The 24,428-nt window shown below is 66.7% G+C and carries 23 protein-coding genes and 1 pseudogene; 15 read left to right on the plus strand and 9 right to left on the minus strand.

Annotated elements, in window-relative coordinates:
- Window positions 1-30 precede the first annotated feature (30 nt).
- Entirely contained in the window at window positions 31-759 is a 729-nt protein-coding gene (locus IB257_RS21225) for an isochorismatase family protein (RefSeq protein WP_054457667.1), read from the plus strand.
- A 7-nt stretch (window positions 760-766) separates the two neighbouring features.
- The gene (locus IB257_RS21230) at window positions 767-1,762 is read left to right on the plus strand and encodes a GTP-binding protein (protein WP_192492765.1); all 996 of its coding nucleotides are present in this window, start codon (window positions 767-769) and stop codon (window positions 1,760-1,762) included.
- 25 nt (window positions 1,763-1,787) lie between these two features.
- On the opposite strand, the gene IB257_RS21235 is transcribed toward IB257_RS21230, so the two are convergent.
- The 8 genes from IB257_RS21235 to IB257_RS21270 all read right to left on the minus strand — a co-directional run bounded on the left by IB257_RS21235 (window position 1,788) and on the right by IB257_RS21270 (window position 9,140).
- Complete coding sequence (locus IB257_RS21235; protein ID WP_192492766.1) at window positions 1,788-2,591, minus strand: N-acyl homoserine lactonase family protein; 804 nt, start codon at window positions 2,589-2,591, stop codon at window positions 1,788-1,790.
- The gene (locus IB257_RS21240) at window positions 2,588-3,820 is read right to left on the minus strand and encodes an alpha/beta fold hydrolase (RefSeq protein WP_192492767.1); all 1,233 of its coding nucleotides are present in this window, start codon (window positions 3,818-3,820) and stop codon (window positions 2,588-2,590) included. The genes IB257_RS21235 and IB257_RS21240 overlap by 4 nt, the downstream gene beginning before the upstream one ends.
- On the minus strand, window positions 3,765-4,508 hold the full coding sequence (locus IB257_RS21245) for a GntR family transcriptional regulator (RefSeq protein ID WP_119450237.1): 744 nt from the start codon (window positions 4,506-4,508) through the stop codon (window positions 3,765-3,767). Before IB257_RS21245 ends, IB257_RS21240 begins: the two co-directional genes overlap by 56 nt.
- Before the next feature lie 117 nt (window positions 4,509-4,625).
- Window positions 4,626-5,339, minus strand: a complete 714-nt coding sequence (locus tag IB257_RS21250; RefSeq protein ID WP_119450238.1) for an ABC transporter ATP-binding protein — start codon at window positions 5,337-5,339, stop codon at window positions 4,626-4,628.
- The gene (locus tag IB257_RS21255) at window positions 5,336-6,076 is read right to left on the minus strand and encodes an ABC transporter ATP-binding protein (RefSeq protein ID WP_119450239.1); all 741 of its coding nucleotides are present in this window, start codon (window positions 6,074-6,076) and stop codon (window positions 5,336-5,338) included. The genes IB257_RS21250 and IB257_RS21255 overlap by 4 nt, the downstream gene beginning before the upstream one ends.
- The gene (locus tag IB257_RS21260) at window positions 6,069-7,043 is read right to left on the minus strand and encodes a branched-chain amino acid ABC transporter permease (RefSeq protein ID WP_119450240.1); all 975 of its coding nucleotides are present in this window, start codon (window positions 7,041-7,043) and stop codon (window positions 6,069-6,071) included. The genes IB257_RS21255 and IB257_RS21260 overlap by 8 nt, the downstream gene beginning before the upstream one ends.
- Complete coding sequence (locus IB257_RS21265; protein WP_119450241.1) at window positions 7,043-7,903, minus strand: branched-chain amino acid ABC transporter permease; 861 nt, start codon at window positions 7,901-7,903, stop codon at window positions 7,043-7,045. Before IB257_RS21265 ends, IB257_RS21260 begins: the two co-directional genes overlap by 1 nt.
- A 19-nt stretch (window positions 7,904-7,922) precedes the next feature.
- Entirely contained in the window at window positions 7,923-9,140 is a 1,218-nt protein-coding gene (locus IB257_RS21270) for an ABC transporter substrate-binding protein (RefSeq protein WP_119450242.1), read from the minus strand.
- Window positions 9,141-9,344: 204 nt separating this feature from the next.
- On the opposite strand from IB257_RS21270, the gene IB257_RS21275 reads away from it, so the two are divergent.
- The 7 genes and pseudogenes from IB257_RS21275 (at window position 9,345) to otnK (ending at window position 15,482) form a co-directional block, all read left to right on the plus strand.
- Window positions 9,345-9,758, plus strand: coding sequence for a carboxymuconolactone decarboxylase family protein (locus IB257_RS21275; RefSeq protein ID WP_119450243.1), 414 nt, complete (start codon window positions 9,345-9,347; stop codon window positions 9,756-9,758).
- The gene (locus IB257_RS21280) at window positions 9,755-10,672 is read left to right on the plus strand and encodes an NAD(P)-dependent oxidoreductase (protein WP_054457662.1); all 918 of its coding nucleotides are present in this window, start codon (window positions 9,755-9,757) and stop codon (window positions 10,670-10,672) included. Before IB257_RS21275 ends, IB257_RS21280 begins: the two co-directional genes overlap by 4 nt.
- Before the next feature lie 178 nt (window positions 10,673-10,850).
- On the plus strand, window positions 10,851-11,489 hold the full coding sequence (locus tag IB257_RS21285) for an aldolase (RefSeq protein WP_175160850.1): 639 nt from the start codon (window positions 10,851-10,853) through the stop codon (window positions 11,487-11,489).
- A 14-nt stretch (window positions 11,490-11,503) separates the two neighbouring features.
- Window positions 11,504-12,304 carry a 2-oxo-tetronate isomerase gene (gene otnI, locus IB257_RS21290; protein WP_192492768.1) on the plus strand — a complete coding sequence of 267 codons (801 nt, stop codon included), beginning with the start codon at window positions 11,504-11,506 and terminating at the stop codon, window positions 12,302-12,304.
- Window positions 12,301-13,275: a D-erythronate dehydrogenase gene (denD, locus tag IB257_RS21295; protein ID WP_054457659.1), complete on the plus strand. Its 975-nt coding sequence runs from the start codon at window positions 12,301-12,303 to the stop codon at window positions 13,273-13,275. Before otnI ends, denD begins: the two co-directional genes overlap by 4 nt.
- Before the next feature lie 36 nt (window positions 13,276-13,311).
- Window positions 13,312-14,229 (plus strand): annotated as a pseudogene (gene ltnD / locus IB257_RS21300) (L-threonate dehydrogenase); the annotation flags it as partial.
- Entirely contained in the window at window positions 14,226-15,482 is a 1,257-nt protein-coding gene (gene otnK / locus IB257_RS21305; protein WP_192492769.1) for a 3-oxo-tetronate kinase, read from the plus strand. The pseudogene ltnD and the gene otnK, both read left to right, overlap by 4 nt.
- Window positions 15,483-15,518: 36 nt before the next feature.
- Here the strand turns inward: otnK and IB257_RS21310 are convergent, their stop codons facing one another.
- Window positions 15,519-16,226, minus strand: a complete 708-nt coding sequence (locus IB257_RS21310) for a FadR/GntR family transcriptional regulator (protein ID WP_054457656.1) — start codon at window positions 16,224-16,226, stop codon at window positions 15,519-15,521.
- Between the two features lie 242 nt (window positions 16,227-16,468).
- Between IB257_RS21310 and IB257_RS21315 the strand changes: the two genes are divergently transcribed.
- The 6 genes from IB257_RS21315 (at window position 16,469) to IB257_RS21340 (ending at window position 24,347) form a co-directional block, all read left to right on the plus strand.
- Window positions 16,469-18,493 (plus strand): TonB-dependent receptor domain-containing protein, encoded by a 2,025-nt coding sequence (locus IB257_RS21315; protein ID WP_370126687.1) that lies wholly within the window; start codon window positions 16,469-16,471, stop codon window positions 18,491-18,493.
- A 171-nt stretch (window positions 18,494-18,664) separates the two neighbouring features.
- Entirely contained in the window at window positions 18,665-19,438 is a 774-nt protein-coding gene (locus IB257_RS21320; protein ID WP_082401235.1) for an SDR family NAD(P)-dependent oxidoreductase, read from the plus strand.
- Window positions 19,439-19,477: 39 nt separating this feature from the next.
- Entirely contained in the window at window positions 19,478-21,688 is a 2,211-nt protein-coding gene (locus IB257_RS21325; RefSeq protein WP_192492771.1) for a thiamine pyrophosphate-dependent enzyme, read from the plus strand.
- Window positions 21,672-22,394 carry an SDR family NAD(P)-dependent oxidoreductase gene (locus IB257_RS21330; protein WP_054457654.1) on the plus strand — a complete coding sequence of 241 codons (723 nt, stop codon included), beginning with the start codon at window positions 21,672-21,674 and terminating at the stop codon, window positions 22,392-22,394. Before IB257_RS21325 ends, IB257_RS21330 begins: the two co-directional genes overlap by 17 nt.
- 6 nt (window positions 22,395-22,400) lie before the next feature.
- The gene (locus IB257_RS21335) at window positions 22,401-23,102 is read left to right on the plus strand and encodes a GntR family transcriptional regulator (RefSeq protein WP_054457653.1); all 702 of its coding nucleotides are present in this window, start codon (window positions 22,401-22,403) and stop codon (window positions 23,100-23,102) included.
- Window positions 23,103-23,114: 12 nt separating this feature from the next.
- Window positions 23,115-24,347 carry a dihydrolipoamide acetyltransferase family protein gene (locus IB257_RS21340; RefSeq protein WP_175160864.1) on the plus strand — a complete coding sequence of 411 codons (1,233 nt, stop codon included), beginning with the start codon at window positions 23,115-23,117 and terminating at the stop codon, window positions 24,345-24,347.
- Window positions 24,348-24,428: the final 81 nt, after the last annotated feature.

The following is a 24,428-nucleotide window of genomic DNA, read 5'->3' on the forward strand; positions in this document are numbered from 1 at the left end:
GAACCTACTCCTCTTCTGGCAGGCACTACCATGAGCGAAACCAAGCGAATCTGGGACGACTTTCTGACTGAACGCGACAAGCAGGTGCTGGCGCAGGCCGGCTACGGCAAGCGTGGCGGCTTCGGCAAGCGTCCGGCCCTGTTCATCATCGACGTGCAGTACAACTTCTGCGGCGATACGCCCCAGGACATCCTGGAAGGCCTGAAGCAGTACCGCACCCATTGCGGCCGGGAGGCCTGGGACGCGGTGGCGCATATCGTGCCGCTGCTGGAGCTGGCGCGCGACAAGAACATACCGGTCTTCTATACCGAAAGCGGCCGCCGCGCCGACCTGCTGGACAGCGGCGTGCAAGTGGGCAAGAACCATCGCGGCGGCGAGAAGACCGTGCTGGCCAACACCCATGCCACGCAGACCGTGGAGCCGTTGGCCCCGCGGCCGCAGGACATCCGCATCACCAAGCAGAAGCCGTCCTGCTTCTTCGGCACCATCTTCATGAGCCACCTGAACTTCCTGGACGTGGACACGCTGATCCTGGTGGGTTGCACGTCTTCGGGATGCCTGCGCGCCACCACGGTGGACGCCTATTCGTACAACTTCAAGGTCATCATTCCCGAAGAGGCTGCGTTCGACCGCTTCCAGGCCAGCCATGCGATGAGCCTGTTCGACCTGAACTGCAAGTACGCCGATGTGATCCCGTCGCGCGAAGTGCAGGATTACCTGCGCAACCTGCCCGCGCCGGCCGCGGCGGAACAGGCCTGAGCCGCCCATGTCCGCGACCGCCGCCGGACCGTTGCCGGTCTACCTGCTGACGGGTTTCCTGGGCAGCGGCAAGACCACGCTGCTGTCGCGGCTGGTGCGCAGCCCGCGCTTTGCCGATACGGCGGTGGTGATCAACGAGTTCGGCGAGATCGGCCTGGACCACATGCTGGTGGGCAAGGCCGATGACACCGACGTGGTGCTGCTGGATTCCGGCTGCCTGTGCTGCGCAGCCACCAGTTCGCTGCAGGACACGCTGGAGTCGCTCTATTACCGGCGCCAGCGCGGCGAGATTCCCGCGTTCACGCGCGTGGTGGTGGAGACTTCGGGGCTGGCGGATCCTTGCCCGGTCATCAATACGCTGGCGGCGGATCCGCTCATCGCCCGCCACTACCGCTTCGGCGGCGTGGTGGCGACGGCGGACGCGCTGCATGGCCTGTCGACGCTGGACGCCTACCGCGAAGCCAGTACCCAGATCGCCATCGCCGACCGCATCGCGCTGACCAAGGCCGATCTGGCCGATGAGGCTGCGATAGACACGATGCGCGCTGCGCTGCGCGGCTACAACGCCAGTGCGCCCATCCTCGCGGTGTCGCCGGACACCGTGGACGAAGACGCGCCGGCCTTGTTCGACGGCCTGCGCGCCGAGCATCTGGACGTGGCGGCGCTGACGGCGGTGCCGGCCTCGGGGCCGCTGGCGCATGTGCTGCGCTACGGCATCGTGTCCCACTCCTTTACGCAGAGCCGGCCGGTGGGCTGGGAGGACTATGCGCGCTGGACCCGGCACATGCAGCGCCAGGTCGGAGACCGGCTGTTGCGCGCGAAAGGGCTCTTGCGCTGGACGGACGGGACGCTGCGCGCCGTCCATGGCGTGCGGCATGTCTTTTCTGTGCCCGAGCCTGTCGAGGGAGTGGAAGGCTCGCAGCGGGCGGGCGCCATGGTCCTCATCGTGCAGGACATGTCGGCGGAAGACGTGGACGAGGCGATTTGGCCGCTGGGATTGTGATGCCGCGCCGCTGGCGCGCTGGCGTTCAGGGGCGCGCGCCGTTGCCCAGGTGCAACGCCACCACTTCCGTATCCGCGCCGGCCAGTCCCGGGTACCGTGTCCTGACCAAAGGATCGTGCCCCGGCACGATGTGGTCGGGCGATTCCGCGAACTTCAGCAGGACCTCGTAGCCCGCCAGCATGTCAGCGACGTTGTCGACGATGGGAAACGGTGCGTCCAGGCCCATGTTGTCGTAGTAGTGGCTGGCGTCCGACGCCAACACCATCCAGCCGCGCGTGGTGTGCACGCGCACCGCCTGCAGTCCGCGGGTATGGCCGCCGATGTGCAGCAGTTGCAGGCCCGGTGCGATTTCGTCGTGGCCATGGTAGAACGCCACGCGTTTGTCGTACACGCCCCGTACCACGTCGACCACGTCTTCCACTGCATAGGCGTGGCGCAGCATGTCGAAGCGCATGTTGCAGCCGCAGGCATAGTGCAGCTCGCTTTCCTGCAGATGCAGGCGGGCTTGCGGCAGCTTGCGGATGTTGCCTGCGTGGTCGTAATGCAGATGTGTGACGATGACATCGCGGATGTCCGCGGGCGCGATACCCAGCTTTTCCAATGCTTCAATCGGGCAGCGCAAGAACTCGCGGCCGCGGACCCGGGCTGCGGCCTCGTTGAAGCCCGTATCCACCAGGTAGACGCGCTGGCCGTTGCGGATGACCCAGACGAAGTAATCCATCGGCATCGGGCCGTCGTGCGGATCCAGGGGCGTGATGAAGTTCTGGCTACGCTGCCGCGCTACCGTGGCGTAGCGCAGGGCGTAGACCTCGTAGTGGGGCAGTGTCATGCGATGGCTCCGGTTGCGCGCAGGCGGTCCAGTTCGGGGCGCAGATATTCCAGCAGGCGTTGCGGGTTCTCCACCATGGGGAAGTGGCCCAGTTCGGGCATGGCCTGAAACCGCGCGCCGGGAATCAGGGCCGCCACCCGCCTGGAATCCTCCGGGCTGGCCGAGTAGTCGTAGGCGCCGGTCAGCAACGATATGCCGAAGGCGTCGGCGTTCAGGCCCGTCAGATGGCGGGCCGCGTCGAAGTCCTCGCTGTAGAACCAGAGGTCATTGGCGTAGACATTGAAACCGCCTTGCGAATAGATCCAGGCTGCGTCGCGCCGGGCTTGCAGCGTGGCGGCGGGGCCCATCAATCCGCGCACGTAGGCGGGGTTGTGCGCGGCCTGGTTGACCTGAGGATGGCACAGCATCGGGGTGCGGCGTCCGGCCGCTTGGTACGGCGCCTCCAGCGCGACGACGCCTGCCACGTCGGCTGGGCTGTGCGCCGCCACCACCAGCGCCATTGCCGCGCCCATCGAGCAACCCAGCAGGGCCGCCGGTCCACCCGCGACCTGGCGAATCACCGCCAGGCAGGTCTGCAGATAGGCATCGCGCGAGAGGCCCGCGTCGATCCATGCCTGGCCGGGCAGCGGCATGCTGCGCCCGTGTCCGGGCATGTCGAAGGCGATCATGCGCCATTGCCGGCGCAGGCCGGGGTCCGCCATCAGCGCGTGGTACTGCCGGGAGTCCGCGCCCGCCGTGTGCAGCAGCAGCAGCGCCGGCCCGAGCGCCAGTCCGCTGGTTTCATAGTAGATGGAAGTCTGCGCCGCGCCGATATCAATGGTCGCATAGGAGCCGGCAATCGCGCTGCGGTCGAGCAGGTCCGGCGTGGCGTCAAGCTGGCCCCGGAGGATTTCGAAAAGCCGCTCCAGCGGGTGCAGGGCCTGGGCGATGGCCAGCGCATCGCCCGTGACTCGCAGGCCTTGGGCCTGGCGGCGGGCAGCGGTGAAAGAGTGGTAGCCCGGAGGCGGGGTGTCGCTGAGCAGCTTGCGCCAGGTTTCCGGCGGCGCGCTGATGGTGATGCATTGCGACGGTGCGGTGGGCTGGCCGGCCCAGGCGGTTACACGCTCTTGCGCCGCGGCGCCGGCCTGCAGCCAGAGGGCGCAGGGCAGGCCGCGCGCGGCCAGGATGAACTCGCTATCCTGCTGCGCCAGGGCCGCCGCGGCTCTTAGCTTCTGAACGATCGCGTTCACTGTCGGATGTCTCCTGTTGCTGGCGCCTGAGCACGTCGAGCGCGGTGCGTTCGGCGTTGACGATATGGCTTTGTGCGGCGTCTTGCGCGCCTTGCGGATCGCGGGCGTGGATGCGCTCGTAGATCAGGTCGATTTCGGCCATGCTTTCCGGCAGGCGTTCGGGGCGCGCGAACGAGGTGGCGCGCAGCAGATTGATGCGGGATAGCAGGCCGGGCAGCATGTCCTTGACCAGATCGTTGTCGCAGCCGCCCAGCAGCACGTCGTAGAAATCGCGCTTTGCCGCCAGCAGCGCCGACTTGTTGCTGCCCTTGGCCTGGCGGTGCAGGGCATCCACCGCCTTGCGCAGGCGCTCGACATCGGCGTCGCTCGCCAGGCGCGCGAATTCATGCGCGGCATAGCCTTCCAGCAGGGCGCGCAGGGCGTAGAGATCGCGGGCGGCCTTTTCGGTGATGCGCATCACGGTAGGACCGCGGTGCGGCTCGATCGTGATCAGGCGTTCGGCTTCCAGCGTGCGCAGCGCTTCGCGCAGGGTGCTGCGGCTGATCCCGAGTTGCTCGCACAGTTCCTGCTCGCGCAGGCGTTCCCCGCCCTTGATCCGTCCGTCCGTGATGGACGCGCGCAGGAATTCCTCCACGCGGGTGCGCAGGGTGCCGGGTTTTTCGAATACCGCGCCGGTCGGGCTGGCCATGGCTGTCTCTCGCTTATGCTGGCGGCGAATCCGTCCGTTGGCGCAGGCTCATGGCCGCGCCGCGGCGAACCGCCGTGTCTACGTAAAGACGCAATATATCCCGTCGGCGCGCCATGGCTACAGTCCGAGGTAGGCCGCCCGCACGCGGCTGTCCTGCAGCAGCGTGCCACTGGGGCCCGACAGCACCAGGGAGCCGGATTGCAGTACGTAGGCGTATTCCGCCACCGACAGCGCCAGACGTGTGTTCTGCTCCACCAGCAGGATGGTCAGGCCGCTGCGGTGGATGTCGATCATGGCCTGGTGCATCTCCTCGACGATCTTGGGCGCCAGGCCGTGGCTGGGTTCGTCCAGCAACAGCAGTCGCGGTTCCAGCATCAGCGCGCGGCCGAATGCCACCATCTGTTGTTCGCCGCCGGAAAGCGTACCGGCCTGCTGGCGGCGCCGTTCCAGCAAGCGGGGAAACAGCGCGTAGATGCGGTCGCAGCCGCGCTTGACCGCGGCCATGTCCCCGCGTCGGGTGTACGCGCCCAGGTAGAGGTTTTCCTCGACCGTCATTTCCGGGAAGACATGGCGGCCTTCCGGCACGTGGGCGATGCCCAGTTCAGGGATGCGGTGCGGGGGCAGGCGCAGGATCTCTTCCCCGTCGAACCGGATGCTGCCTCCAACCTTGTCCAGAAGGCCGGATATGCAGCGCAGCAGCGTGCTCTTGCCCGCTGTATTGGCGCCGACCACGGCAATGAAACCGCCTTCGGGCACATCCAGCGACACGTCGTGCAGCACCGGGCTGCGGTTGTATGCGGCGGTCAGTCCCTCGATATGCAGGAGGCTCATGCCAGTTCCTCCACCTGTTCCAGCGACTTGCCGAGATAGACCTCGATTACCGTGGGATCGGCCGCGATCTCCGCCGGGCTGCCTTCTGCGATCTTCTGGCCGAACGACAGCACCAGGATGCGATTGCACAGGCGCATGATGGCGCGCATGTGGTGTTCCACCACGATGAAGGTGATGCCCGAGTCGTCGCGCAGGGCACGGATCAGATCCAGCAGCGCGTCCATTTCGGATTCGTTCAGCGCCGCCATCACCTCATCCAGCAGCAAGACCTTGGGATCGGTGCACAGCGCGCGGGCCAGCTCCACCCGCGCCTGTTCGGGAAACGAGAGCTCGCCGGCCGGCTTGCGCGCGATGCCGGCCAGGCCGACGCGCTCGAGGTTGCCCAGCGCCAGCTGGCGCGCGCGGCTTACGTCATGGCGCAGCAGTCCGCCGACCAGCACATTGTCCAGCACCGTCATTTCAGGAAACAGCGCCACGTTCTGGAAGGTCTTGGTCATGCCGAGCGCGGCGATCTGGTGGGGCCGCAGGCCGCTGATGTCGCGGCCCTCCAGTTCGATGCGTCCGCCGTTGCCGCGGTACAACCCGACCAGCAGGTTGAATAGAGTGGTCTTGCCCGCGCCATTGGGGCCGATGAGGCCCAGGATATCGCCGCGCGCCACGTTGAACGACACGTCGTCCACGGCTTTCAGGCCGCCAAAGCGGCGCTGGATGCGGGAAACGTTCAGGATGTCAGGCATGCTGGCCTCGTGTCAGGTTGCGCAGCCGGGTCCACAACGCCGACAGGCCACGCGGCTCGATCAGGATGATGGCGATGAGGATCAGCCCGAAAGCCAGCTGCGACGCGCCCGCCGTATGGCCGGACAGCCAGTCGTTGAACAGTTCCTCCAGCGGGATGATGACTAGCGCGCCGATCAGCGGCCCGGCCACGGTGCCCACGCCGCCGATGATGCAGATCAGCGCCACGCGCACCGAAACGCCGACCAGCGAGAAGACGGTGTCCGGGTCGAAGAAGTAGATGAACTGCGCGTACAGCGTGCCGCAGGCGCCCATCAATGCGGCCGAGATGACGGCGGCGAGAATGCGGGTGCGGGCGGTGTTCACGCCGATCACCTCGGCGGCCTGGGGATTGGCCTTGACCGCGCGCAGCCGGTAGCCCAGGCGCGAACGGCTGATCAGCGCGAACACCGCCGAGGTGATCACCGCGGCCCCCAGCATCAGGTAGTAGTAGGGGATGCTGGACTTGAACTGCATCTGCGCCAAGCCTTCCGAGAACGGGATCGACACGCCCACCGGTCCGCCGGTCACAGAGGCCCAGGTGTTGGCGATGGCGCGCAGCACTTCGCCAAAGGCCAGCGTGGCCAGTGCGAAGTAGTGTCCGCGCAGGCGCATGGTAGGCAGACTGAGCAGGGCGCCCGCAGCCGCGGCCACCGCCATGGCTGCGACAATACCCAGCCAGGGCGAAATGCCGTAGCGCATGAGCAGCAGGGTCGAGGTGTAGGCACCCAGCCCGAAGAACGCCGCGTGTCCGAGGGAGATCTGGTTCGCCAGCCCTCCCACGATGTTCCAGGACTGGCCCATGGCGGCAAACAGCAGCACCAGCGTCATGACGCGGATGCCGTAGCCCTGATCCTGCATCAGCCATGGCGCGATCAGGGCCGCCGCCAGCGGCAGCGCCCACAGCAGGAGTTGTCGGTTGCTAGTCATCAGCCCGCCCTTTTCAAAAGACCTTCCGGGCGCACGGCCAGCACCAGGATGAAGATGGCGAACAGCGCCAGGTTCTGCAACTGCATGGGCAGCACGAGCGAAGACAGCGACTGGATCACCCCGACCGCCACGCCGCCCACCACCGCGCCTATCACGCTGCCCAGTCCGCCCAGTACCACCGCGGTAAACATCAGCACGCTGAACTGCGCGCCGACCGTGGTCGAGGCCGTGAGGTAGGGCAGGATGATGCCGCCGCCCAGCGCCGTCATGCCCACGCCCAGGCCGAACGCCAGCTGGTGCACCCGGTGGGTCGAAATGCCGGACAGCCTGGCGGCCATGGGGTCCTGAGCGGTAGCGCGCACCGCCATGCCCCACCAGGTTTTCTTGAGCACCCACCACAGCGCCAGGCCGGCCACCGAGGCCACCACGAATGCCAGCAGGTAGGGCGCGCTGAGGAGGATGGGCCCCACGGCCAGCGCAGTCATCTGGTAGGGCGTCTGCACCGAGCGGAACTCGGAGCCGAACAGGATCAGCGCCAGGTTCTCCATGACGATGAGCAGGCCCACCGTCAGGAAGATCTGCGCCACGGCTGGCGCCTTCAGCACCCGGTCGATCAGGTACTTCTGCGTCAGCACGCCGAGCACGAATGCCACCGCGAACGACAGCAGCGACCCCAGCAACGGATCCAGTCCGAGCAGCTTCCAGGCGAAGTACGCCACGAACATGCCCACCATCAGGAATTCGGCCTGGGCGAAGTTGACGATGGAGACGACTCCGAAGACGAGCGTGAGCCCGATGGAGATCACCGCGTAGACCCCGCCCAGCAGAATGCCGTCCACCAGCGCCTGGAGGAATTGCATGACTGTTCTCCGCGCGGACTCAGGCAGCCGCGATGACGCGGCCCTTGGCCAATGCCTGCGGCCAGACCGAGACCAGTTCGCCCTTTTGCCACTGGACCATGATGGGCTGCGCCATGGTGTTCAGGCCATTGGCGTCGAAATGCACGCCGCCGCCGGACATCACGCCTGCCCAACCCTGGTCGTACTTTTTCGCGCGCAGGGCCTGGCTTACGGCTTCCGGCTTGTCGGACGCGGCGACTTCCAGCGCTTGCGCCAGCACGCCCGCGCAGACGGCATGTTCCAGCGCCTCGTGCGGCATGAAGGTGCCGAAGCGCTTGCGGTAGCGTTCGGTGTATTCGGGCGCCTGGTCGTAGTTGGCCGGAGCGATCGAGAGCACCGCTTCGGAATACTGGCCCAATGCCTTGGCGAAGTCGGGGATCACGTAGCCTGCTGCGCCTCCCACGATGGGCACGGTCAGGCGTTGCTGCCGCATGACGCGGATGATCAGGAGGCTGTCGTTCAGGTAGGAGATAGGGAAAACGATCTGGGCATCGGACCCGCGCAACTTGCTGATTAGCGGCGTGACGTCGGTGATGCCCAGCGGATAGGCTTCGTCCAGCACGATCTGAGTGCCGGCGGCCTTGGCTGCATTGCGCACGCCGACCGCCTGCGAGGTGCCATAGGCCGTATCTTCGTAAAGCAACGCGATCTTCTTGATGTCCGAGGCGCCCGCCACGACCGATGCCGCGTAGTCGTATTGCGCGCGGCCCAGCACCGAGCCCTTGGAGACCACCTGGAAGATGTGCTTGAAGCCGCGCTCCGTGAGCACATCGGAGAACGACATCGTGAGCAGGGGGATGCCGCGGCGCTCGGTCACTTCCGACACGGCCAGCGTCAGCGACGAGGCGTAGGCGCCGATGATGGCCACGCAGCGGTTCTGCGTGATCAGGCGCTGCGCCACGGTGGCTGCGGTGGTGGGCTGGGAAGTGGCGTCGGCGACGATGAGTTTGAGCTTGGCGCCGCCCATGGCCTTGATGCCGCCGGCCGCGTTGATTTCATCGGCGGCCAGTTCCAGCCCTTGCCGCGAGTTGATGCCGAACTGCGCGTTGGCGCCTGACAGCGGCAGGATCACGCCTACGTTGACTTCCGACGGCGCTGCCAGCGCACGGCCGGGCAGGCTGGCGGCCAGTGCGGCGGCGCCCAGTCCAGCGACGAATTCCCTGCGCCCGCGGCGCATGGCCTGTTGGGGTCTTGTCATGTCTGTCTCCTGGCTTTTTTGGGTGTGGCGCAAGGCTGCCGGCCCGGCGCTCTGCGGCACATTATTGTGCTCAAATTTTAAGCAGTCAAGAAGATTGTCAGACAATCAGACTATTGACGATCGCGGGAAAATTGCCGGACAATCAGACAAAACAGTGGGCGTAAATCCCCTGCAAAGCCGTCACCCCATCACAAAGAGGAACTCATGGCAGACATCAAATCCGAAACCCAGGCCCTGTTCGACCAAGGCCTGAACCTGCGCCGCGAAGTGCTGGGCACGGAATACGTGGACGGCTCCATCGGCCGCGCCAACGAATTCATGATGGCCTTCCAGCACATCACCACCGAATGGTGCTGGGGCTATACCTGGGGCCGTCCCGGTCTGGAAAAGAAGACCCGCAGCATGCTCAACCTGGCCATGCTGACCGCGCTGAACCGCCCGGCCGAGATCAAGCTGCACGTCAAGGGCGCGCTGAACAACGGCGTGACGGTCGAGGAGATCAAGGAAATCCTGCTGCAGGCCACGGTCTACTGCGGCATCCCGGCGGGGCTGGACGCGTTCAAGGTCGCCAACCAGGTGCTGGAAGAAGAGGGCGCTTTCAAGGAGTCCAAGGCATGAACGCCCCGCAAGAGCGGGTGGGCCTGATCGGCATCGGCAGCATGGGTTGGCCCATGGCGGCCCGCCTGGTGCAGGCCGGCTTTGCGGTCACGGTGTTCGACGCCGTGCCCGGCCAGGCCGCCAAGTTCGCCCAGGAAGTAGGCGGCCAGGCCGCAGCCACCTGCGCCGAATTGGCCGCGCAGTCCGACATCATCTTCACCATGCTGCCCACCAGCGCGATCGTCGAGCAGGTGCTGAACGGCGAACAGGGCGTGCTGGCGGGTTTGCACCAGGGTAGCGTGGTCGTGGACATGAGTTCCGGCGTGCCGGCGCATACCCAGCGCCTGGCGCAGGCCGTGGCCGCCGCTGGCGGCGTCATGGTCGACGCGCCGGTTTCCGGCGGCGTGCCGCGCGCCCGCACGGGCGAACTGGCCATCATGTACGGCGGACCCGCGGCGACGCTGGAGCGGGTGCGTCCGGCCCTGTCCAGCATGGGCACGACGATCACGCCCGTGGGTGAGGTGGGCAGCGCCCATGCCATGAAGGCGTTGAACAACCTGGTGTCGGCAGGCGGCTTCCTGATCGGCGTCGAGGCCATGCTGATCGGCCAGCAGTTCGGCCTGGATCCGAACGTTATCGTCGACGTACTCAACGCGTCGACCGGCATGAACAATTCCACCCAGAAGAAGTTCAAGCAGTTCGTGCTGTCGCGCCAGTTCAATTCGGGCTTCGGCCTGGACCTGATGGTCAAGGACCTGGGCATTGCGCTGGGCATCGCGACCGACACCGGCACGCCCACGCCGTTTGCCTCGCTGTGCCGCGAACTTTGGGCCTCGGCCGGCAAGACGCTGGGCAAGGGCCAGGACCACACCGCCGTCGCCCGCCTGTCCGAGCAACTGGCCGGCGTGGAGCTGGGCGCCAGGCAGCAAGACTGAAACCGTTGCGGCCGGGTTGGCGTCCGGCCGCGTCCTATCGCTCAGTGTTTACCCTGGCACTGTGCTTTACGGCAAATTTGTATGATGACATTATGACTTCACTCTTGGAAGGCAACGTCGTCATGCCCTTGGCATCCACATTACGCATGCTCGCCCCTTGTCTGGCCGGCGGGCGTCCATGACCGAAGAATCCCGCATCCGCGAAGAGATCTGCGCCGTCGGCGCCAGCCTCTACAACCGTGGCTATACCGTGGGCGCCGCCGGCAACATCAGCGCGCGCCTGGACGATGGCTGGCTGATCACGCCGACCGATGCCTGCCTGGGCAGGCTGGATCCCGTCCAACTGTCCAAGGTCGATGCGGCGGGCAGGCACGTTTCGGGCGGCAAGCCGTCCAAGACGCTGGAGCTGCATCGCGGCATCTACCAGGCCAGTCCCGGCGCTCGCGGCATCGTGCATACGCATTCCACGCATCTGGTGGCGCTGACGCTCGCGGGCGTATGGCGGCCCGATGAAGTGCTGCCGCCGATCACGCCCTATCAGGTCATGAAGGTCGGCAGGATTCCGCTGATCCCCTATCGCCGTCCCGGCGACCCCCAGGCCGCAGCCGAGGTCGCGGCCGTGGCCGGCGAGGTGCGCGGGGCGCTATTCGAGCGCCTGGGGCCGGTGGTGTGGGAGCGTTCCGTGGCGCATGCGGCTTACGCGCTGGAAGAACTGGAAGAAACCGCCCGCCTGTGGCTGATGAGCGATCCCCGGCCGGCGCCATTGAGCGCGGCGGCGATCGACGAACTGCGCGACGTGTTCGGCGCGCGCTATTGAATCAAGGAATCGCGATGCCGCGCCTGGCCGCCAATCTCAGCATGATGTACACCGAGCATCCTTTCCTGGACCGGTTTGCCGCGGCCGCGGGGGACGGATTCGCGGGAGTGGAGTTCCTGTTTCCCTACGAGTACCCGGCAGCCGAACTCAAGGCGCGGCTGCAAGCGCAAGGGTTGACCCAGGCGCTGTTCAACGCGCCGCCCGGCGCTTGGGCCGCGGGCGAGCGCGGCACAGCCTCGCTGCCAGGCCGTGAAAGCGAGTTTCGGCGCGGAGTCGACCAAGCCTTGGAATATGCCGCTGCGCTGGGCAACCGCAAGCTGCATCTGATGGCTGGGCTGATACAGCCCGGACAGGACCGCGCGGCGCATCGCGCGGTCTATCTGGAGAACCTTGCGTGGGCCGCGAGCGCTGCGGCATCCGCCGACGTGACGGTGGTGATCGAGCCGATCAACACGCGCGACATTCCGGGATTCTTTCTCAACCGCCAGGACGAGGCCCAAGCCGTCTGTGCCGAAGTCGGCGCAGACAATCTGAAAGTCCAGTTCGACATCTACCACTGCCAGATCGTGGAAGGCGATATCGCGGTCAAGCTCAAGCGCGACATGGCGGGCATCGGCCACATCCAGATCGCGGGGGTGCCCGACCGCCACGAGCCGGACCTGGGAGAGCTGAACTATCCATATCTGTTCGAACAGATCGATGCGTTGGGTTATGCCGGCTGGATCGGTTGCGAATACCGGCCCCGGGCCGGCACCTCCGCCGGGCTGGGCTGGGCCCGGCCCTATCTGACACACACGGGGCATACCGCGATATGAAGATACTCATCACCGGCGGCGCCGGATTCCTGGGGCAGCGCCTGGCCCGCAAGCTGCTGGAGCGCGGCACGCTGGCATTGGATGGCGGCAAGCCCGAAGCCATCACGCGGATCGACCTGCTGGATGTGGTGCAGGCGCAGGGGCCGGACGATCCGCGCATCCATGCGCAGCTTGGCGATATCGCCGACCCCGCGATGCTGCGGCAGGCCATTGACACGCAAACCCGCGCCATCTTCCATCTGGCCGCCATCGTCAGCGGGCAGGCTGAGGCGGACTTCGACCTGGGGATGCGCATCAACCTGGACGCGTCGCGCGCGCTGCTCGAAACCTGCCGCGCGCTGGGCCACAAGCCGCGGGTAATCTTCACCAGTTCGGTCGCGGTGTACGGCGGCGCGCTGCCCGACACCGTGCGCGACGATACCGCGCTCAATCCCCAATCGTCCTACGGCACGCAGAAGGCCATTGCCGAACTGCTGCTGGCGGACTACACGCGGCGCGGCTACGTGGACGGGCGCGTGCTGCGCCTGCCCACCATCAGCGTGCGTCCGGGGCGGCCCAATGCGGCGGCGTCGTCGTTTGCCAGCGGCATCATCCGCGAACCTTTGAACGGCTTGGAGGCCGCCTGCCCGGTCAGCGCCGACACACGCCTGTGGCTGCTGTCGCCGCGCGGCGCGATACAGGCCCTGATCGCCGGCTGCGAGCTCGAGACGGCCGCCGTCGCGGACCGTGCTCCCATCAATTTGCCTGGCGTGTCGGTCACGGCAAGCGAAATGGTGCAAGCGCTGCGAGAGGTCGCGGGCGAGGAGGTCGCCGGCCGTGTCGGCTGGAAGCCTGACGAGCGCGTCGAGCGCATCGTGGGCAGCTGGCCTGGACGCTGGGACACCGCTCGGGCCGAGCGCCTGGGCCTGCGCGGCGACGCTGACTTCGCGGACATCATCCGCGCCTACATGGCCGACGACCTGCCGCGCTGAGCGCCGGCAGCTCTCCATTCCCACCGTAGCCGGGCCGCCAACGATATGAGCAATCCTCAAACCCCATCCCGCCGCGTCGGCGTCATCGGCCTGGGCGCCATGGGCGCGGGCATCGCGCAAAGCCTGCGCCGGGCGGGCCACGACGTGCACGTGTACGACATCCGCAAGGAAGCTTGCGCGGCATTCGCGGCGCAGGGCGGCGTGGCCTGCGCCACCCTGGCCGACATGGCGGCCGCCTGCGACATCGTCATCAGCGTGGTCGTCAACGCCCAGCAGACCGAGGAGGTGCTGTACGGGGAAGGCGGCCTTGCCGCCGCGCTGCGCCCGGGGGCGGTGTTCGTGATGTGTTCCACCGTGGATCCCAATTGGTCCATCGCGCTGGAGGCGCGGCTCGAAGCGCAGGGCATCCTGTACCTGGACGCGCCCATCTCGGGCGGCGCTGCGCGCGCGGCTTCGGGCGAGATGACGATGATGACCGCCGGGCGCGCGGCGGCCTATGACGCCTGCGGCGCGGTGCTGGAATCCATGGCCGGCAAGGTCTACCGCCTGGGCGACCGCGCCGGCGCGGGCAGCAAGGTCAAGATCATCAACCAGCTGCTGGCGGGCGTGCACATCGCAGCGGCGGCCGAGGCCATGGCGCTGGGACTGCGCGAAGGCGTGGACGCGGACGCCCTGTATGAAGTGATCACGCATAGCGCGGGCAATAGCTGGATGTTCGAGAACCGCATGGCCCATGTGCTGGCCGGCGACTACACGCCGCTCTCCGCGGTCGACATCTTCGTCAAGGACCTGGGGCTGGTGCTGGACACCGCCCGGCATACTCGCTTTCCCTTGCCGCTGGCCTCCACCGCGCATCAGATGTTCATGCAGGCCTCCAGCGCCGGCCACGGCCGCGAGGACGACAGCGCGGTGATCAAGATATTCCCGGGCATCGCCCTGCCGGAGGCCAAATGAGCATCAAACTGGGCTGCATCGCCGATGACTTCACCGGCGCCACCGATCTGGCCAACAACCTTGTGCGCGCCGGCATGCGCACCGTGCAGACCATAGGCATACCGGGCGAACCCCTGCGCGGCGCGGCGGATGCGGTGGTGGTGGCGCTCAAGACCCGCACGCTGCCCGCGGCCGAGGCGGTGGCGCAGTCGTTGGCGGCGCTGGAGTGGCTGCTGGCGCAGGGCTCGGAACAGATCTACTTCAAGTATTGCTCCACTTTCGACAGCACGCCCGAGGGCAACATCGGGCCGGTCGCCGATGCGCTGATGACGCGGCTGGACACGGATTTCACCATCGCCACGCCGGCCTTTCCGGACAACAAGCGCACGGTGTTCAAAGGCTATCTGTTCGCAGGGGATGTGCTGCTGAACGAATCGGGCATGCAGCACCATCCGCTGACGCCCATGACCGACCCGAATCTGGTGCGCGTTCTGTCCGCGCAGACTTCCCGCCGAGTCGGGTTGATCGACTACAGCGTCGTGGCGCGCGGTAGCGAGGCCATCCGCGCCCGCATTCAAGAGTTGCAGGCGCAGGGTGTGGGGATCGCCATCGTGGACGCCGTGTCCAATGACGACCTGCTGGCCTTGGGCCCCGCGCTTGCCGGCATGCCGCTGGTGACGGCGGGGTCGGGCGTGGCGATCGGACTGCCCGGCAACTGGGGGCTGGCGGCGGCGTCCGCGGACGCCCGGCAACCGCGCCAGCGCGGCTTGCAGGCGGTGGTGGCGGGCAGTTGCTCGGCGGCAACCAATGGCCAGGTGGCTGCATTCATTGAAAGCGGTCGGCCGGCGTTGGCGCTGGATCCGCGGCGGCTGGCTGCGGGTCACGACGTCGTGGGCGAGGCGCTGGCTTGGGCCGATGCGCGCATGCACGATGGCCCCGTGCTGATCTACTCCACCGCGCAGCCCGCGCAGGTGAGGCAGGCGCAGAGCGAACTTGGCGCTGCGCGCGCGGGCGCCATGATCGAGGACGCCATCGCGCGCATCGCGGCGGGTCTGGTCGAACGCGGCGTGCGGCAACTGATCGTGGCGGGCGGCGAGACCTCGGGGGCGGTGGTGCAGGCGTTGGGACTGCAGCAGATCGCCATCGGTGAGCAGATCGATCCCGGCGTTCCCTGGTGCTCCGGTCATGCGCCCGCGGCACAAGGCGACATCAGCATCGCGCTGAAATCAGGCAACTTCGGCACGCGGGATTTCTTCATCAAGGCATTCGGCTAGGCGCCGGCCGCAGCGCATGCGCCGCGGCGCTCCCGTCTAGCGGTGCGCCTGGCTCAACCGCTTGGCCGCATTCACCATATGGATGCGCGCGGCCTCGCGCGCGCCGTCCACGTCCCTGCCGCGTATGGCTTCGACGATGGCGATGTGTTCCTGCAGTACGTCGCGCATCAGGCTGGCGTGGCGCGCCTCGTTGGCGCGCGTGACGCGCGTGGCCGCTTCCAGGAACTGGCTGACGAAGGCCAGGGTTGTCAGGAAATAGGGGTTGCCGGTGGCGCGGGCGATGCTGCGATGGAAGGCGACGTCTTCCTGCACGCCGTCGCCGCCGTTTTCCACAGCCTGCGAAATGGCGGCCAGCGCGGCGTCGATCTCCGCCATGTCCTGCTTTTTCCGCACTGCCGCGGCTTGCGCGGCGATCTCGGTTTCCAGCGCGCGGCGCAGATCCACGATATGCAGCACGGCGTCCAGCGAGGACAGATCGGCGGCGTCGATGCGCAGAGCGCGGTTGCCGGCGTGGCCGGTGACGTACACGCCGCTGCCTTGCCGCGCTTCGACGATGCCGTCCTGCCGCAGCCGCGAAACCGCTTCGCGGATGACCGTGCGGCTGACGCCGAACTGCTCCGCCAGCGCGCTTTCCGTAGGCAATTTTTCCCCGGGCGGCACGCGACCTCCGTCGATCTCGGCGAGCAGGCGCTTGGCGACGGTGTCGGTCAGCGTGGGAGGAGTCGGAAGTCGGGGGAACACCATCGCCCTATGATACGCGCGCCCGTGCCGGCCCGGCCATGAGCGGCAGCGGCACATTCACTGTGTCTGCAAGCTTGCGTCATTTTCGAAATGTTATATCATTCGTCAATTATTTGGTACGTTATAACATTTGAAAGAGGGCGATGATGAATGGCAAGAAACTGGGGTGGCAGAGGGAACGCGACGGCAGGGTTGCCCTGCGGGCGGGCCGCGGGGGCGCGCTGAAACCCCTGGTCTGCGCGCTGATGCTGGCCGCGCCCGCCGCGCAGGCCGACGAAGCCGCGGAAGCCGCGGCGGAACGCTCGGCCGCCAGGACGCTGGCGCCGATCACGGTTTCCGCCAACCCGCTGGGGCTGGACCTGAACAGCACCACCTTGCCGGCCTCGGTGCTGGAAGGCGACGCGCTGATCGAGCAGCGCAACGGCACCCTGGGCGACACGCTGAAGAACCTGCCCGGCGTAAACAGCGACACCTTCGGCGGCGGCGCCAGCCGCCCCGTGATCCGCGGCCAGACCGCGCCGCGGGTAAAGGTGCTGTCCGACGGCTCCGAGGTGATGGACGCGTCCAGCATCTCTCCTGACCATGCGGTGACGGTGGAGCCGCTATTGGCTGAACGCATCGAAGTGCTGCGCGGTCCGGCAACGCTGCTGTATGGGGGCGGCGCGATCGGCGGCGTGGTCAATGTGGTGGACAAGAAGATCCCGACGGCGGTGCCGGAAAAAGGCATAGAAGCCGAGGCCGAGCTGCGCGGCGCCACGGGCACCAAGGAACGTGCGGGTGCGGTGGGTATCACCGCGGGCGAAGGACAGTTCGCGGTGCGCGTGGAAGGCCTGAAGCGCCGCACCAGCGACTATGACGTGCCGGATTGGCCGGGCGGCAAGCTGGAAGGTTCGTACAGCGAGTCGACGCAGGGTACGGTGGGCATGTCTTGGATCACGCCGCGCGGCTACGTCGGCCTGGCGTTCACGCATCTGGAAAGCAAGTACGGCCTGCCCGGACATAACCACGAATACGAAGGCTGCCACCCGCACGGTACTCATCTGCATTGCGGCGGGCATGATCATGACCACGACGAAGACGGCCACGATCACGACCATGAGCACGAACACGGCGGCGTGCCTTACGTGAAGCTGCGCAGCAACCGCCTCGATCTGCGCGCCGAGTACCAGGATCCGTTTGCGGGCTTCGAGAAAATCCGCGTGCGCGGCGGCCTGACCGACTACCAGCACGACGAAATCGAAGGCGGCGAGGTGGGCACTCGCTTCAAGAACAAGGGCTACGACCTGCGCGTGGAAATGCAGCACAAGCCCATCGCAGGCTGGCGCGGCGTGGTGGGCGTGCAGAATGCCTACAGCGATTTCCGCGCCGATGGCGAAGAGGCGTTCCTGCCGCGCAGCAAGACGCGCTCTTATGGCCTGTTCGTGCTGGAGGAGTATCAGCTGAACGACTGGCGCTTCGAACTGGGCGCGCGGCAGGACTGGCAGCGCATCTCGCCCACGGGCGGCGCGCAGCGCAGCAGCCTGTCCGGCACGTCCTTGTCGGCCGCGGCCATCTGGGACTTCGCGCCGCAGTATTCGGTGGCCCTGTCCCTGTCGCGCTCGCAGCGCCTGCCCACCGCGCAAGAACTGTATGCGGACGGCGTGCACCTGGCCACCAACACCTACGAACTGGGCAATCCGGACCTGGGCCGCGAGACCTCGCACAACATCGACCTGACCTTGCGCAAGCACTCGGGCGATACGACGTTCTCGGCCAGCGTGTTCCACAACCGCGTGAAGAACTACATCTATGCCAACACGCTGGACCGCTACGAAGACTTTCGTCTGATCGAGTACACCCAGCGCGACGCAGAGTTCACGGGCGTGGAAGGCGAACTGCGCCACCAGTTCACCCCGGTGTTTTCGGCTGCGGTATTCGGCGACTACGTGCGCGGCAAGCTGACGGGCGGCGATGGCAACCTGCCGCGCATCCCGGCAGCGCGCGCCGGCGTGCGCGCGGACATGAAGTGGCAGCAGTGGTCGGGCGGCGTCGAGTACGCGCGCGTGTTTGCGCAGAAAGACATCGCTGCCTACGAGGAGACCACGCCTGGCTACAACATGGTCAATGCGGTGGTGGCCTACCGCGGCCAATATGGCGCCACGGGCTATGAGGTCTACCTGCGCGGCACGAATCTGCTGAACAAGCTGGCGTACAACCACGCGTCCTTCATTTCGACGGTGGCGCCGCTGCCCGGGCGCAGCGTGCTGCTGGGCGTGCGCATGACGTATTGATTTTTCCAGCCATTGGCGGATGCCTCCAAGGCGGAATGGGCATGGCCCCGTTCCGCCATTTTTTTCGTTCTACGGGTAGACCCCGATGGCAGGCATGTTGACGGCCTTCGAAGCCGTTCCTAGAATTTGATTTGTGATCACATATCAAAAATAGCAAACAAGGGACGCAGCATGGCCCAGCACGAACTGTTCGATCTCGAAGGCAGGATTGTCTTGATCACCGGCGCGGCAGGCGGTATCGGCGCCGCGCTCAGCCGGGCGTATGCCCAGGCGGGCGCGACGCTGGTGCTGACCGACCTGGCGGGGGAAAAGCTCGACGCGCTGGCGTCCGAGTTGCGCGGATCCGGCGCCAAGACCGGAAGCTACGCGCTGCAGGTGGAAGATCGCGCCGCGTGCGCCGCGGTGGTGGACGAGGCGGTGGCCGCCTTCGGCGGGGTGGACGTGCTGGTGAACTGCGCCGGCGTCAATACCCGCATGCGTCCGGAGCAGTACGCCGAAGACGTCTGGGACCGCATCATCGACATCAATCTGAAGGGCAGCTTCAACATGTGCCAGGCCGTGCACGCATCCATGCAGGCGCGCCGCAAGGGCAAGATCATCAACATCGGCTCCATCCTGGCACTGGCGTCCAATGCCATGACCGCGGCCTATTCGGCCAGCAAGGGAGGGGTGCTGCAGCTGACCCGTTCGCTGGCCTGCGCCTGGGCGGCCGATGGCATCACCGTCAACGTGATCCAGCCCGGCTGGATCGACACGGCGCTGTCGCGCCAGGCGCGGGTAGACATTCCTGGCCACGCGGAACGCGTCGTGGCGACCACGCCCATGGGCCGCTGGGGCGAACCGGAAGACATGGTCGGACCCGCCCTGTTCCTGGCCAGCGCCGCGTCCGACTTCATGACGGGCGCCAGCGTGGTGGTGGACGGCGGCGTGACCGCGCATATCTGAACGCCGCGCGGCGGCCGCAAAGCACAACGAGGGGACGGCATGCAACTCGAAGAAATCCGGCAGAAGACGCCGGTGCACGAACTGGTGGTGGAAGAGAGCGACTGGGCGCAGCTGACACGCGCCGAGGCCCTGCGCCTGACGACGCTGTTCCTGGCCGCGCGCCGCTTCGAGGAAAAAATCCTGCAGCTGGACAAGCTGAACCTGGTGCACGGGCCGGCGCATTCCAGCATCGGCCAGGAAGGCGCCGCGGCCGGTTGTATCGCCGCATTGCCCGTCGACACGCTGATGAATGGCACGCACCGCGCGCATCACCAGTGCATTGCCAAGGCCATCAACGCGCTCTACGACGGCGGCCTGGACCCCTCAGCGGCCGGCCTGACGCTGCGCATGCGCCAGGAAATCCAGGGAATGATGCACGAGATCCTGGGTTTGAAGGACGGCTGGACCGGCGGCCGTGGCGGTTCCATGCACCTGCGCCGCGCGGAGCTCGGCATCATGGGCACGAATGCCATCGTCGCGGGCGGCATTCCCATCGCTTGCGGCCACGCCTACGCGGAAAAGCAGCGTGGCTCGGGCAAGACCATGGTCACGTTTTTCGGCGACGGCGCGGTGCACCAGGGCGCCACCCACGAAGCCATGAACCTGGCGGCGCTGTACGGCCTGCCCATGATCTTCTTCCTGGAGAACAACAAGTACGCCGTCTCCATGAGCGTGGAGCAATCCACTTTCGAGACGGAATTGCTGACCCGGCCGCAGGGCCACGGCATCGCCGGAGTCAAGGTGGACGGCATGAACCCGTTCGCCACCTGGCTGGCCACGCGCTGGGCGCAAGACCATATCGTCCGCACCGGGCGCCCGGCCTTCGTCCTGGCAGAGGTGTACCGTTACTACCACCAGAGTTCGTCGATTCCGGGCAGCGCTTTCGGCTACCGCACGCGCGAAGAGGAAAACGCGTGGAAGGCACGCGATCCCTGGCTGTTCCTGCAACAGGAACTGAAGGCGCGCGGCATTCTGCGCGAGGAAGAGTTGGCGGCCGTCGACGCCGCGGTGACTGACGCGGTGGAAGCGGCCGCCGCCTCCTGCATCGAAGGCGCAGGCTCGTCGGCCCGCATACGCGCCGGCCTTTGGCCGGCGGCGGCCAGCGTGGACGAACACCTCAATAGCGACATGTCGGAGTTCGATGGCGTGCGCTACGCCGAGGCGGAGGACTATGCCGCCGAAGAGATGGAACCCCTGTCCTACATCGAGGCGATCTCGCGGGCCATGGGCGCGCGCATGGCCGAAGACGAAACAATCCACGTGTTCGGCGAGGACGTGGCCAACATGGGCGGGGGCACCGTGGGCGCCACCCGCGGACTGACGGAGACATACGCCGGCCGGCTGGTGAATACTCCGATCACTGAGAACGGATTCTGCGGCCTGGCCACCGGCGCAGCGCTGTCGGGCCTGAAGCCCGTGGTCGAGCTGATGTATAGCGACTTCTTCCTGGTGGCGGGCGACCAGCTGCTGAACCAGGCTGGCAAGATCCGTCATTTGTTCAATGGCACGGCCGAAGTGCCGTTGGTGCTGCGCGCGCGCATCCCCGGGCCGGAAGGCTATGGCTCGCAGCATTCCATGGACCCGGCAGGCGTGTTCGCGCTGTTTCCCGGGTGGCGCATCGTGGCGCCGTCCAATGCTTTCGAATACGTGGGCCTGATGAACTCGGCGCTGCGCTGCAAAGATCCGGTGCTGGTCATCGAGCCGCAGCAGCTGCACAAGCGCAAGACGTTGGTGCCCAAGGACCTGGACTACTACATCCCCATCGGCCGCGCCAAGCGCGTACGCGAGGGGGACCAGATCACACTGCTGACGACCCTGACCATGGTGGATGAATGCTGCCGCATGGTGGAAGAGGCGGGCATACGCGCCGACGTCATCGACCTGCGCACCTTGTCGCAGCGGGACATTGATTACGAAACCATCGGCCGGTCCGTCATGAAGACGGGCCGCGTCGCCATCGTCGAACAGACCACGCGCGGCGCCAGCCTGGGTGCGCTGATCGCCGACGAGATCCAGCGGCGCTACTTCGACCACCTGGACCAGCCGGTCAAGCGCGTCACCGGCCGCTGGGCGCCTCCCGTGGTGTCGCAGGCGCTGGAGCGCGCGGCGCTGGCGGGAGAGGATGACATCCGTGCCCTGATTCGTGAAATGCAGGCCGACAGTGCGCTCTCGGTCGGCCAACAGGAGCAAGCTCATGCCGCGCGCGCTTGAGGGCAAGACCGTGTTGATCACCGGCGCGGCCGGCGGCATCGGCCGCGCGACCGCCGAAGTCTGCGGCGAGCAGGGCGCATCGCTGGTGCTGGCCGATCGCGAACCACCGCAGGAACTGGTTGCGCAGTTGCAAGCCAAGGGCGTGCCGGCGCGCGCCATCGCCTTCGACGTGACGGATCGGGCCGCCGCCGAGGCGGCCGTGGCCGACATCGGGCGCCTGGACGCGCTGGTGGCCAATGCGGGCTATTGTCCCTGGGACGACTGGCACGAGGCGGGCTGGGACGAGGTCTTCCACCATGTCATCGACGTCAATCTGCTGGGGCTGATGCACCTGACGCGCGCCGTGCTGGCGAAGATGAGCGCGCAGGGCGCCGGCCGCATGGTGCTGGTGTCTTCCGTCGCCGCGCGCATGGGAGGGCTGGCCGCCAGTCCACACTACGTTGCGGCCAAGGGCGGCACGCAGGCTTTCGTCAAATGGCTGGCCCGCAAGGCGGCCGATTCCGGCGTCACCGTCAATAGCGTCGCGCCAGGCGCGACCGAGACGGGAATGACCCGTGGGCAGGCCTTCGATGCGAATAGAATTCCGCTGCGGCGCATAGCCCGGCCTCGCGAAATCGCCTTGCCCATCGCCTTTCTCTGTTCCGATGGCGCGAGCTACATCTGCGGCGCCACCCTGGACGTGAACGGTGGCGTCTACATGAATTGAGACGACATGGACAACAGCACACTGGAAGGCCTGCTCGAAAAGCAGGAACGCGTCACCGTCGCGGATCAGATCTATCAACGGACCCGTGAACTCCTGATGAGCGGCGCCGTGCCGCCGGGAGAGAAAGTCACCTTGCGCGGGCTGGCCTCGGTGCTTAACACCAGTCCCATGCCGGTACGCGAAGCGGTCAACAAACTTGTCGCCGAAGGGGCGTTGGAAATGTTGCCCAGCCGTGGCCTGCGCGTGCCCAAGCCCGGCCTGACCAAGTTCCGCGAGATCGTGCGCATCCGCTGCTGCATGGAAGGCTTCGCGGCGGCCGAGGCGGCCCAGATCATGACGGATGCGACCGTGGCGCGCATACAGCGCTACGCCGACGAGTTCGACAAACTTGGGCATCAACGCAAGATCGATACCTTGAAGACCATCGAGGCCAACCGCAATCTGCATTTCACGCTGTATGAGGCGGCCGGAATGCCTCTGTTGGTCACGATGATAGAGAACATCTGGCTGCAGATCGCGCCGCTGTTTTCACTCAGCATGGGCAGCAAGGACCGCAAGTCCGAAAGCTGGGAATCCTTCAGCCACCACGCCGCCTTGTTGGACGCCTTGAAGCGCCGCGACGGCGAAGCTGCGCGCGCGGCCATCGTGGCGGACATATCGGACGCAGCCCTGTACATCGAGAAGACAGGCAATCTGGCCAACACATAGAGCGAGTAAGACATGGATATCGAGGTCGTGATGCCCGCCATAGGCGCGGGCACGACGCAGGGCAAGATACTGCAGTGGCTGAAGCAGTCCGGCGACACGGTCAAGGTGGGCGATATCCTGGCCGAGATCGAGACCGACAAGGCCGTCATAGAACTGGAAGCCCTGGACGATGGGGTGCTGGACCGCATCCATGTGCCCGCGGGCGATGCCGAGGTACCGGTAGGCGGCGTCATCGCGACGCTGCTGCGCCGGGGCGGTGCGATGCAGCCGGCCGCCAGTCCGCCACCGGCAATCGCGAACCCGCCAGCAGCGGCTCCCCAGGCCGTCACGCGTCCTGCCCTTGCGGCCGACCTGCCATCCGGGGATCGTTCGGGCCTGGCGGAGCAGCGCCTGTTCGCCAGCCCATCCGCGCGACGCCTGGCGCGCGCGCTGGGCGTGGACCTGCACACGCTTTCCGGCAGCGGCCCGAACGGCCGCATCGTGCGGATCGACATCGAGAATGCCGCCGCGGCATCCGCACAATCCGGGGCTACCCCCGCCGCGCCGGTCTCCAGCGCCGGCTTGCAGCCGCACAGTTCCATGCGCGCCACCATCGCGCGCCGCCTGGTGCAGTCCAAGCAGCAGGTGCCGCACTTTTACCTGACGGTGGATTGCCGCATGGACGCGCTGCTGGCCGCCCGTGCCGCATTGAATGCGCGCAGCGAGTCTGCGCGTGAGCCCATGCGCCATTCCCTTAACGATCTGCTGTCGATGGCGGTGGCACGGGCGGCCGGCCAAGTCCCGGGCATCAATGCGCAATGGACGGACGAAGGCATCGTGCAGCTGGGCCAGGTGGACCTGAGCATCGCCGTGGCGCTGGAGTCCGGACTTATCACGCCCATCGTGCGCAACGCGAACCGGAAATCCCTGCGCGAGCTCTCCACCGAGATCGCGCAGTTGGCGGAACAGGCGCGCCGTGGCCGTTTGCGACCCGAACAATACGAAGGCGGCAGCCTCACGCTGTCGAATCTGGGCATGCATGGCGTGCGCGAGTTTGCCGCCATCATCAACCCTCCCCAAAGCGTCATCCTGGCCGCGGGCGCCGTGGTCAGGCAGCCGGTGGTCGACGGCGACGACATCCGCGTGGGCCACGTCATGAGCCTTACGTTGTCGGCGGATCACCGCGTGGTGGACGGCGCGCTGGGCGCGCGCTTCCTGGGGGCGGTAAAGCAATTGCTGGAGAATCCGATCGAATTGATTCTCTAGCGTCCTGGGCGAGACCTGGACGATTTCCACGGCATCAGCGCGCAGGGTGGACCGCGAACGGCGCACAGACCGATGGCGGAA

Origin of the sequence: Achromobacter sp. ACM03 (genome assembly GCF_014851665.1) — a bacterium.
Classification (GTDB): Bacteria; Pseudomonadota; Gammaproteobacteria; order Burkholderiales; family Burkholderiaceae_B; genus Achromobacter; species Achromobacter aegrifaciens.

Bases quoted from the DNA above. Each gene is read 5' to 3' on its own strand.
- IB257_RS21225 (WP_054457667.1), top strand. From the start codon at position 31: ATGAGCGAAACCAAGCGAATCTGGGACGACTTTCTGACTGAACGCGAC.
- IB257_RS21230 (WP_192492765.1), top strand. From the start codon at position 767: ATGTCCGCGACCGCCGCCGGACCGTTGCCGGTCTACCTGCTGACGGGT.
- IB257_RS21235 (WP_192492766.1), bottom strand. From the start codon at position 2,591: ATGACACTGCCCCACTACGAGGTCTACGCCCTGCGCTACGCCACGGTA.
- IB257_RS21245 (WP_119450237.1), bottom strand. From the start codon at position 4,508: ATGGCCAGCCCGACCGGCGCGGTATTCGAAAAACCCGGCACCCTGCGC.
- IB257_RS21250 (WP_119450238.1), bottom strand. From the start codon at position 5,339: ATGAGCCTCCTGCATATCGAGGGACTGACCGCCGCATACAACCGCAGC.
- IB257_RS21255 (WP_119450239.1), bottom strand. From the start codon at position 6,076: ATGCCTGACATCCTGAACGTTTCCCGCATCCAGCGCCGCTTTGGCGGC.
- IB257_RS21260 (WP_119450240.1), bottom strand. From the start codon at position 7,043: ATGACTAGCAACCGACAACTCCTGCTGTGGGCGCTGCCGCTGGCGGCG.
- IB257_RS21265 (WP_119450241.1), bottom strand. From the start codon at position 7,903: ATGCAATTCCTCCAGGCGCTGGTGGACGGCATTCTGCTGGGCGGGGTC.
- IB257_RS21270 (WP_119450242.1), bottom strand. From the start codon at position 9,140: ATGACAAGACCCCAACAGGCCATGCGCCGCGGGCGCAGGGAATTCGTC.
- IB257_RS21275 (WP_119450243.1), top strand. From the start codon at position 9,345: ATGGCAGACATCAAATCCGAAACCCAGGCCCTGTTCGACCAAGGCCTG.
- IB257_RS21280 (WP_054457662.1), top strand. From the start codon at position 9,755: ATGAACGCCCCGCAAGAGCGGGTGGGCCTGATCGGCATCGGCAGCATG.
- IB257_RS21285 (WP_175160850.1), top strand. From the start codon at position 10,851: ATGACCGAAGAATCCCGCATCCGCGAAGAGATCTGCGCCGTCGGCGCC.
- otnI (WP_192492768.1), top strand. From the start codon at position 11,504: ATGCCGCGCCTGGCCGCCAATCTCAGCATGATGTACACCGAGCATCCT.
- denD (WP_054457659.1), top strand. From the start codon at position 12,301: ATGAAGATACTCATCACCGGCGGCGCCGGATTCCTGGGGCAGCGCCTG.
- otnK (WP_192492769.1), top strand. From the start codon at position 14,226: ATGAGCATCAAACTGGGCTGCATCGCCGATGACTTCACCGGCGCCACC.
- IB257_RS21310 (WP_054457656.1), bottom strand. From the start codon at position 16,226: ATGGTGTTCCCCCGACTTCCGACTCCTCCCACGCTGACCGACACCGTC.
- IB257_RS21315 (WP_370126687.1), top strand. From the start codon at position 16,469: ATGCTGGCCGCGCCCGCCGCGCAGGCCGACGAAGCCGCGGAAGCCGCG.
- IB257_RS21320 (WP_082401235.1), top strand. From the start codon at position 18,665: ATGGCCCAGCACGAACTGTTCGATCTCGAAGGCAGGATTGTCTTGATC.
- IB257_RS21325 (WP_192492771.1), top strand. From the start codon at position 19,478: ATGCAACTCGAAGAAATCCGGCAGAAGACGCCGGTGCACGAACTGGTG.
- IB257_RS21330 (WP_054457654.1), top strand. From the start codon at position 21,672: ATGCCGCGCGCGCTTGAGGGCAAGACCGTGTTGATCACCGGCGCGGCC.
- IB257_RS21335 (WP_054457653.1), top strand. From the start codon at position 22,401: ATGGACAACAGCACACTGGAAGGCCTGCTCGAAAAGCAGGAACGCGTC.
- IB257_RS21340 (WP_175160864.1), top strand. From the start codon at position 23,115: ATGGATATCGAGGTCGTGATGCCCGCCATAGGCGCGGGCACGACGCAG.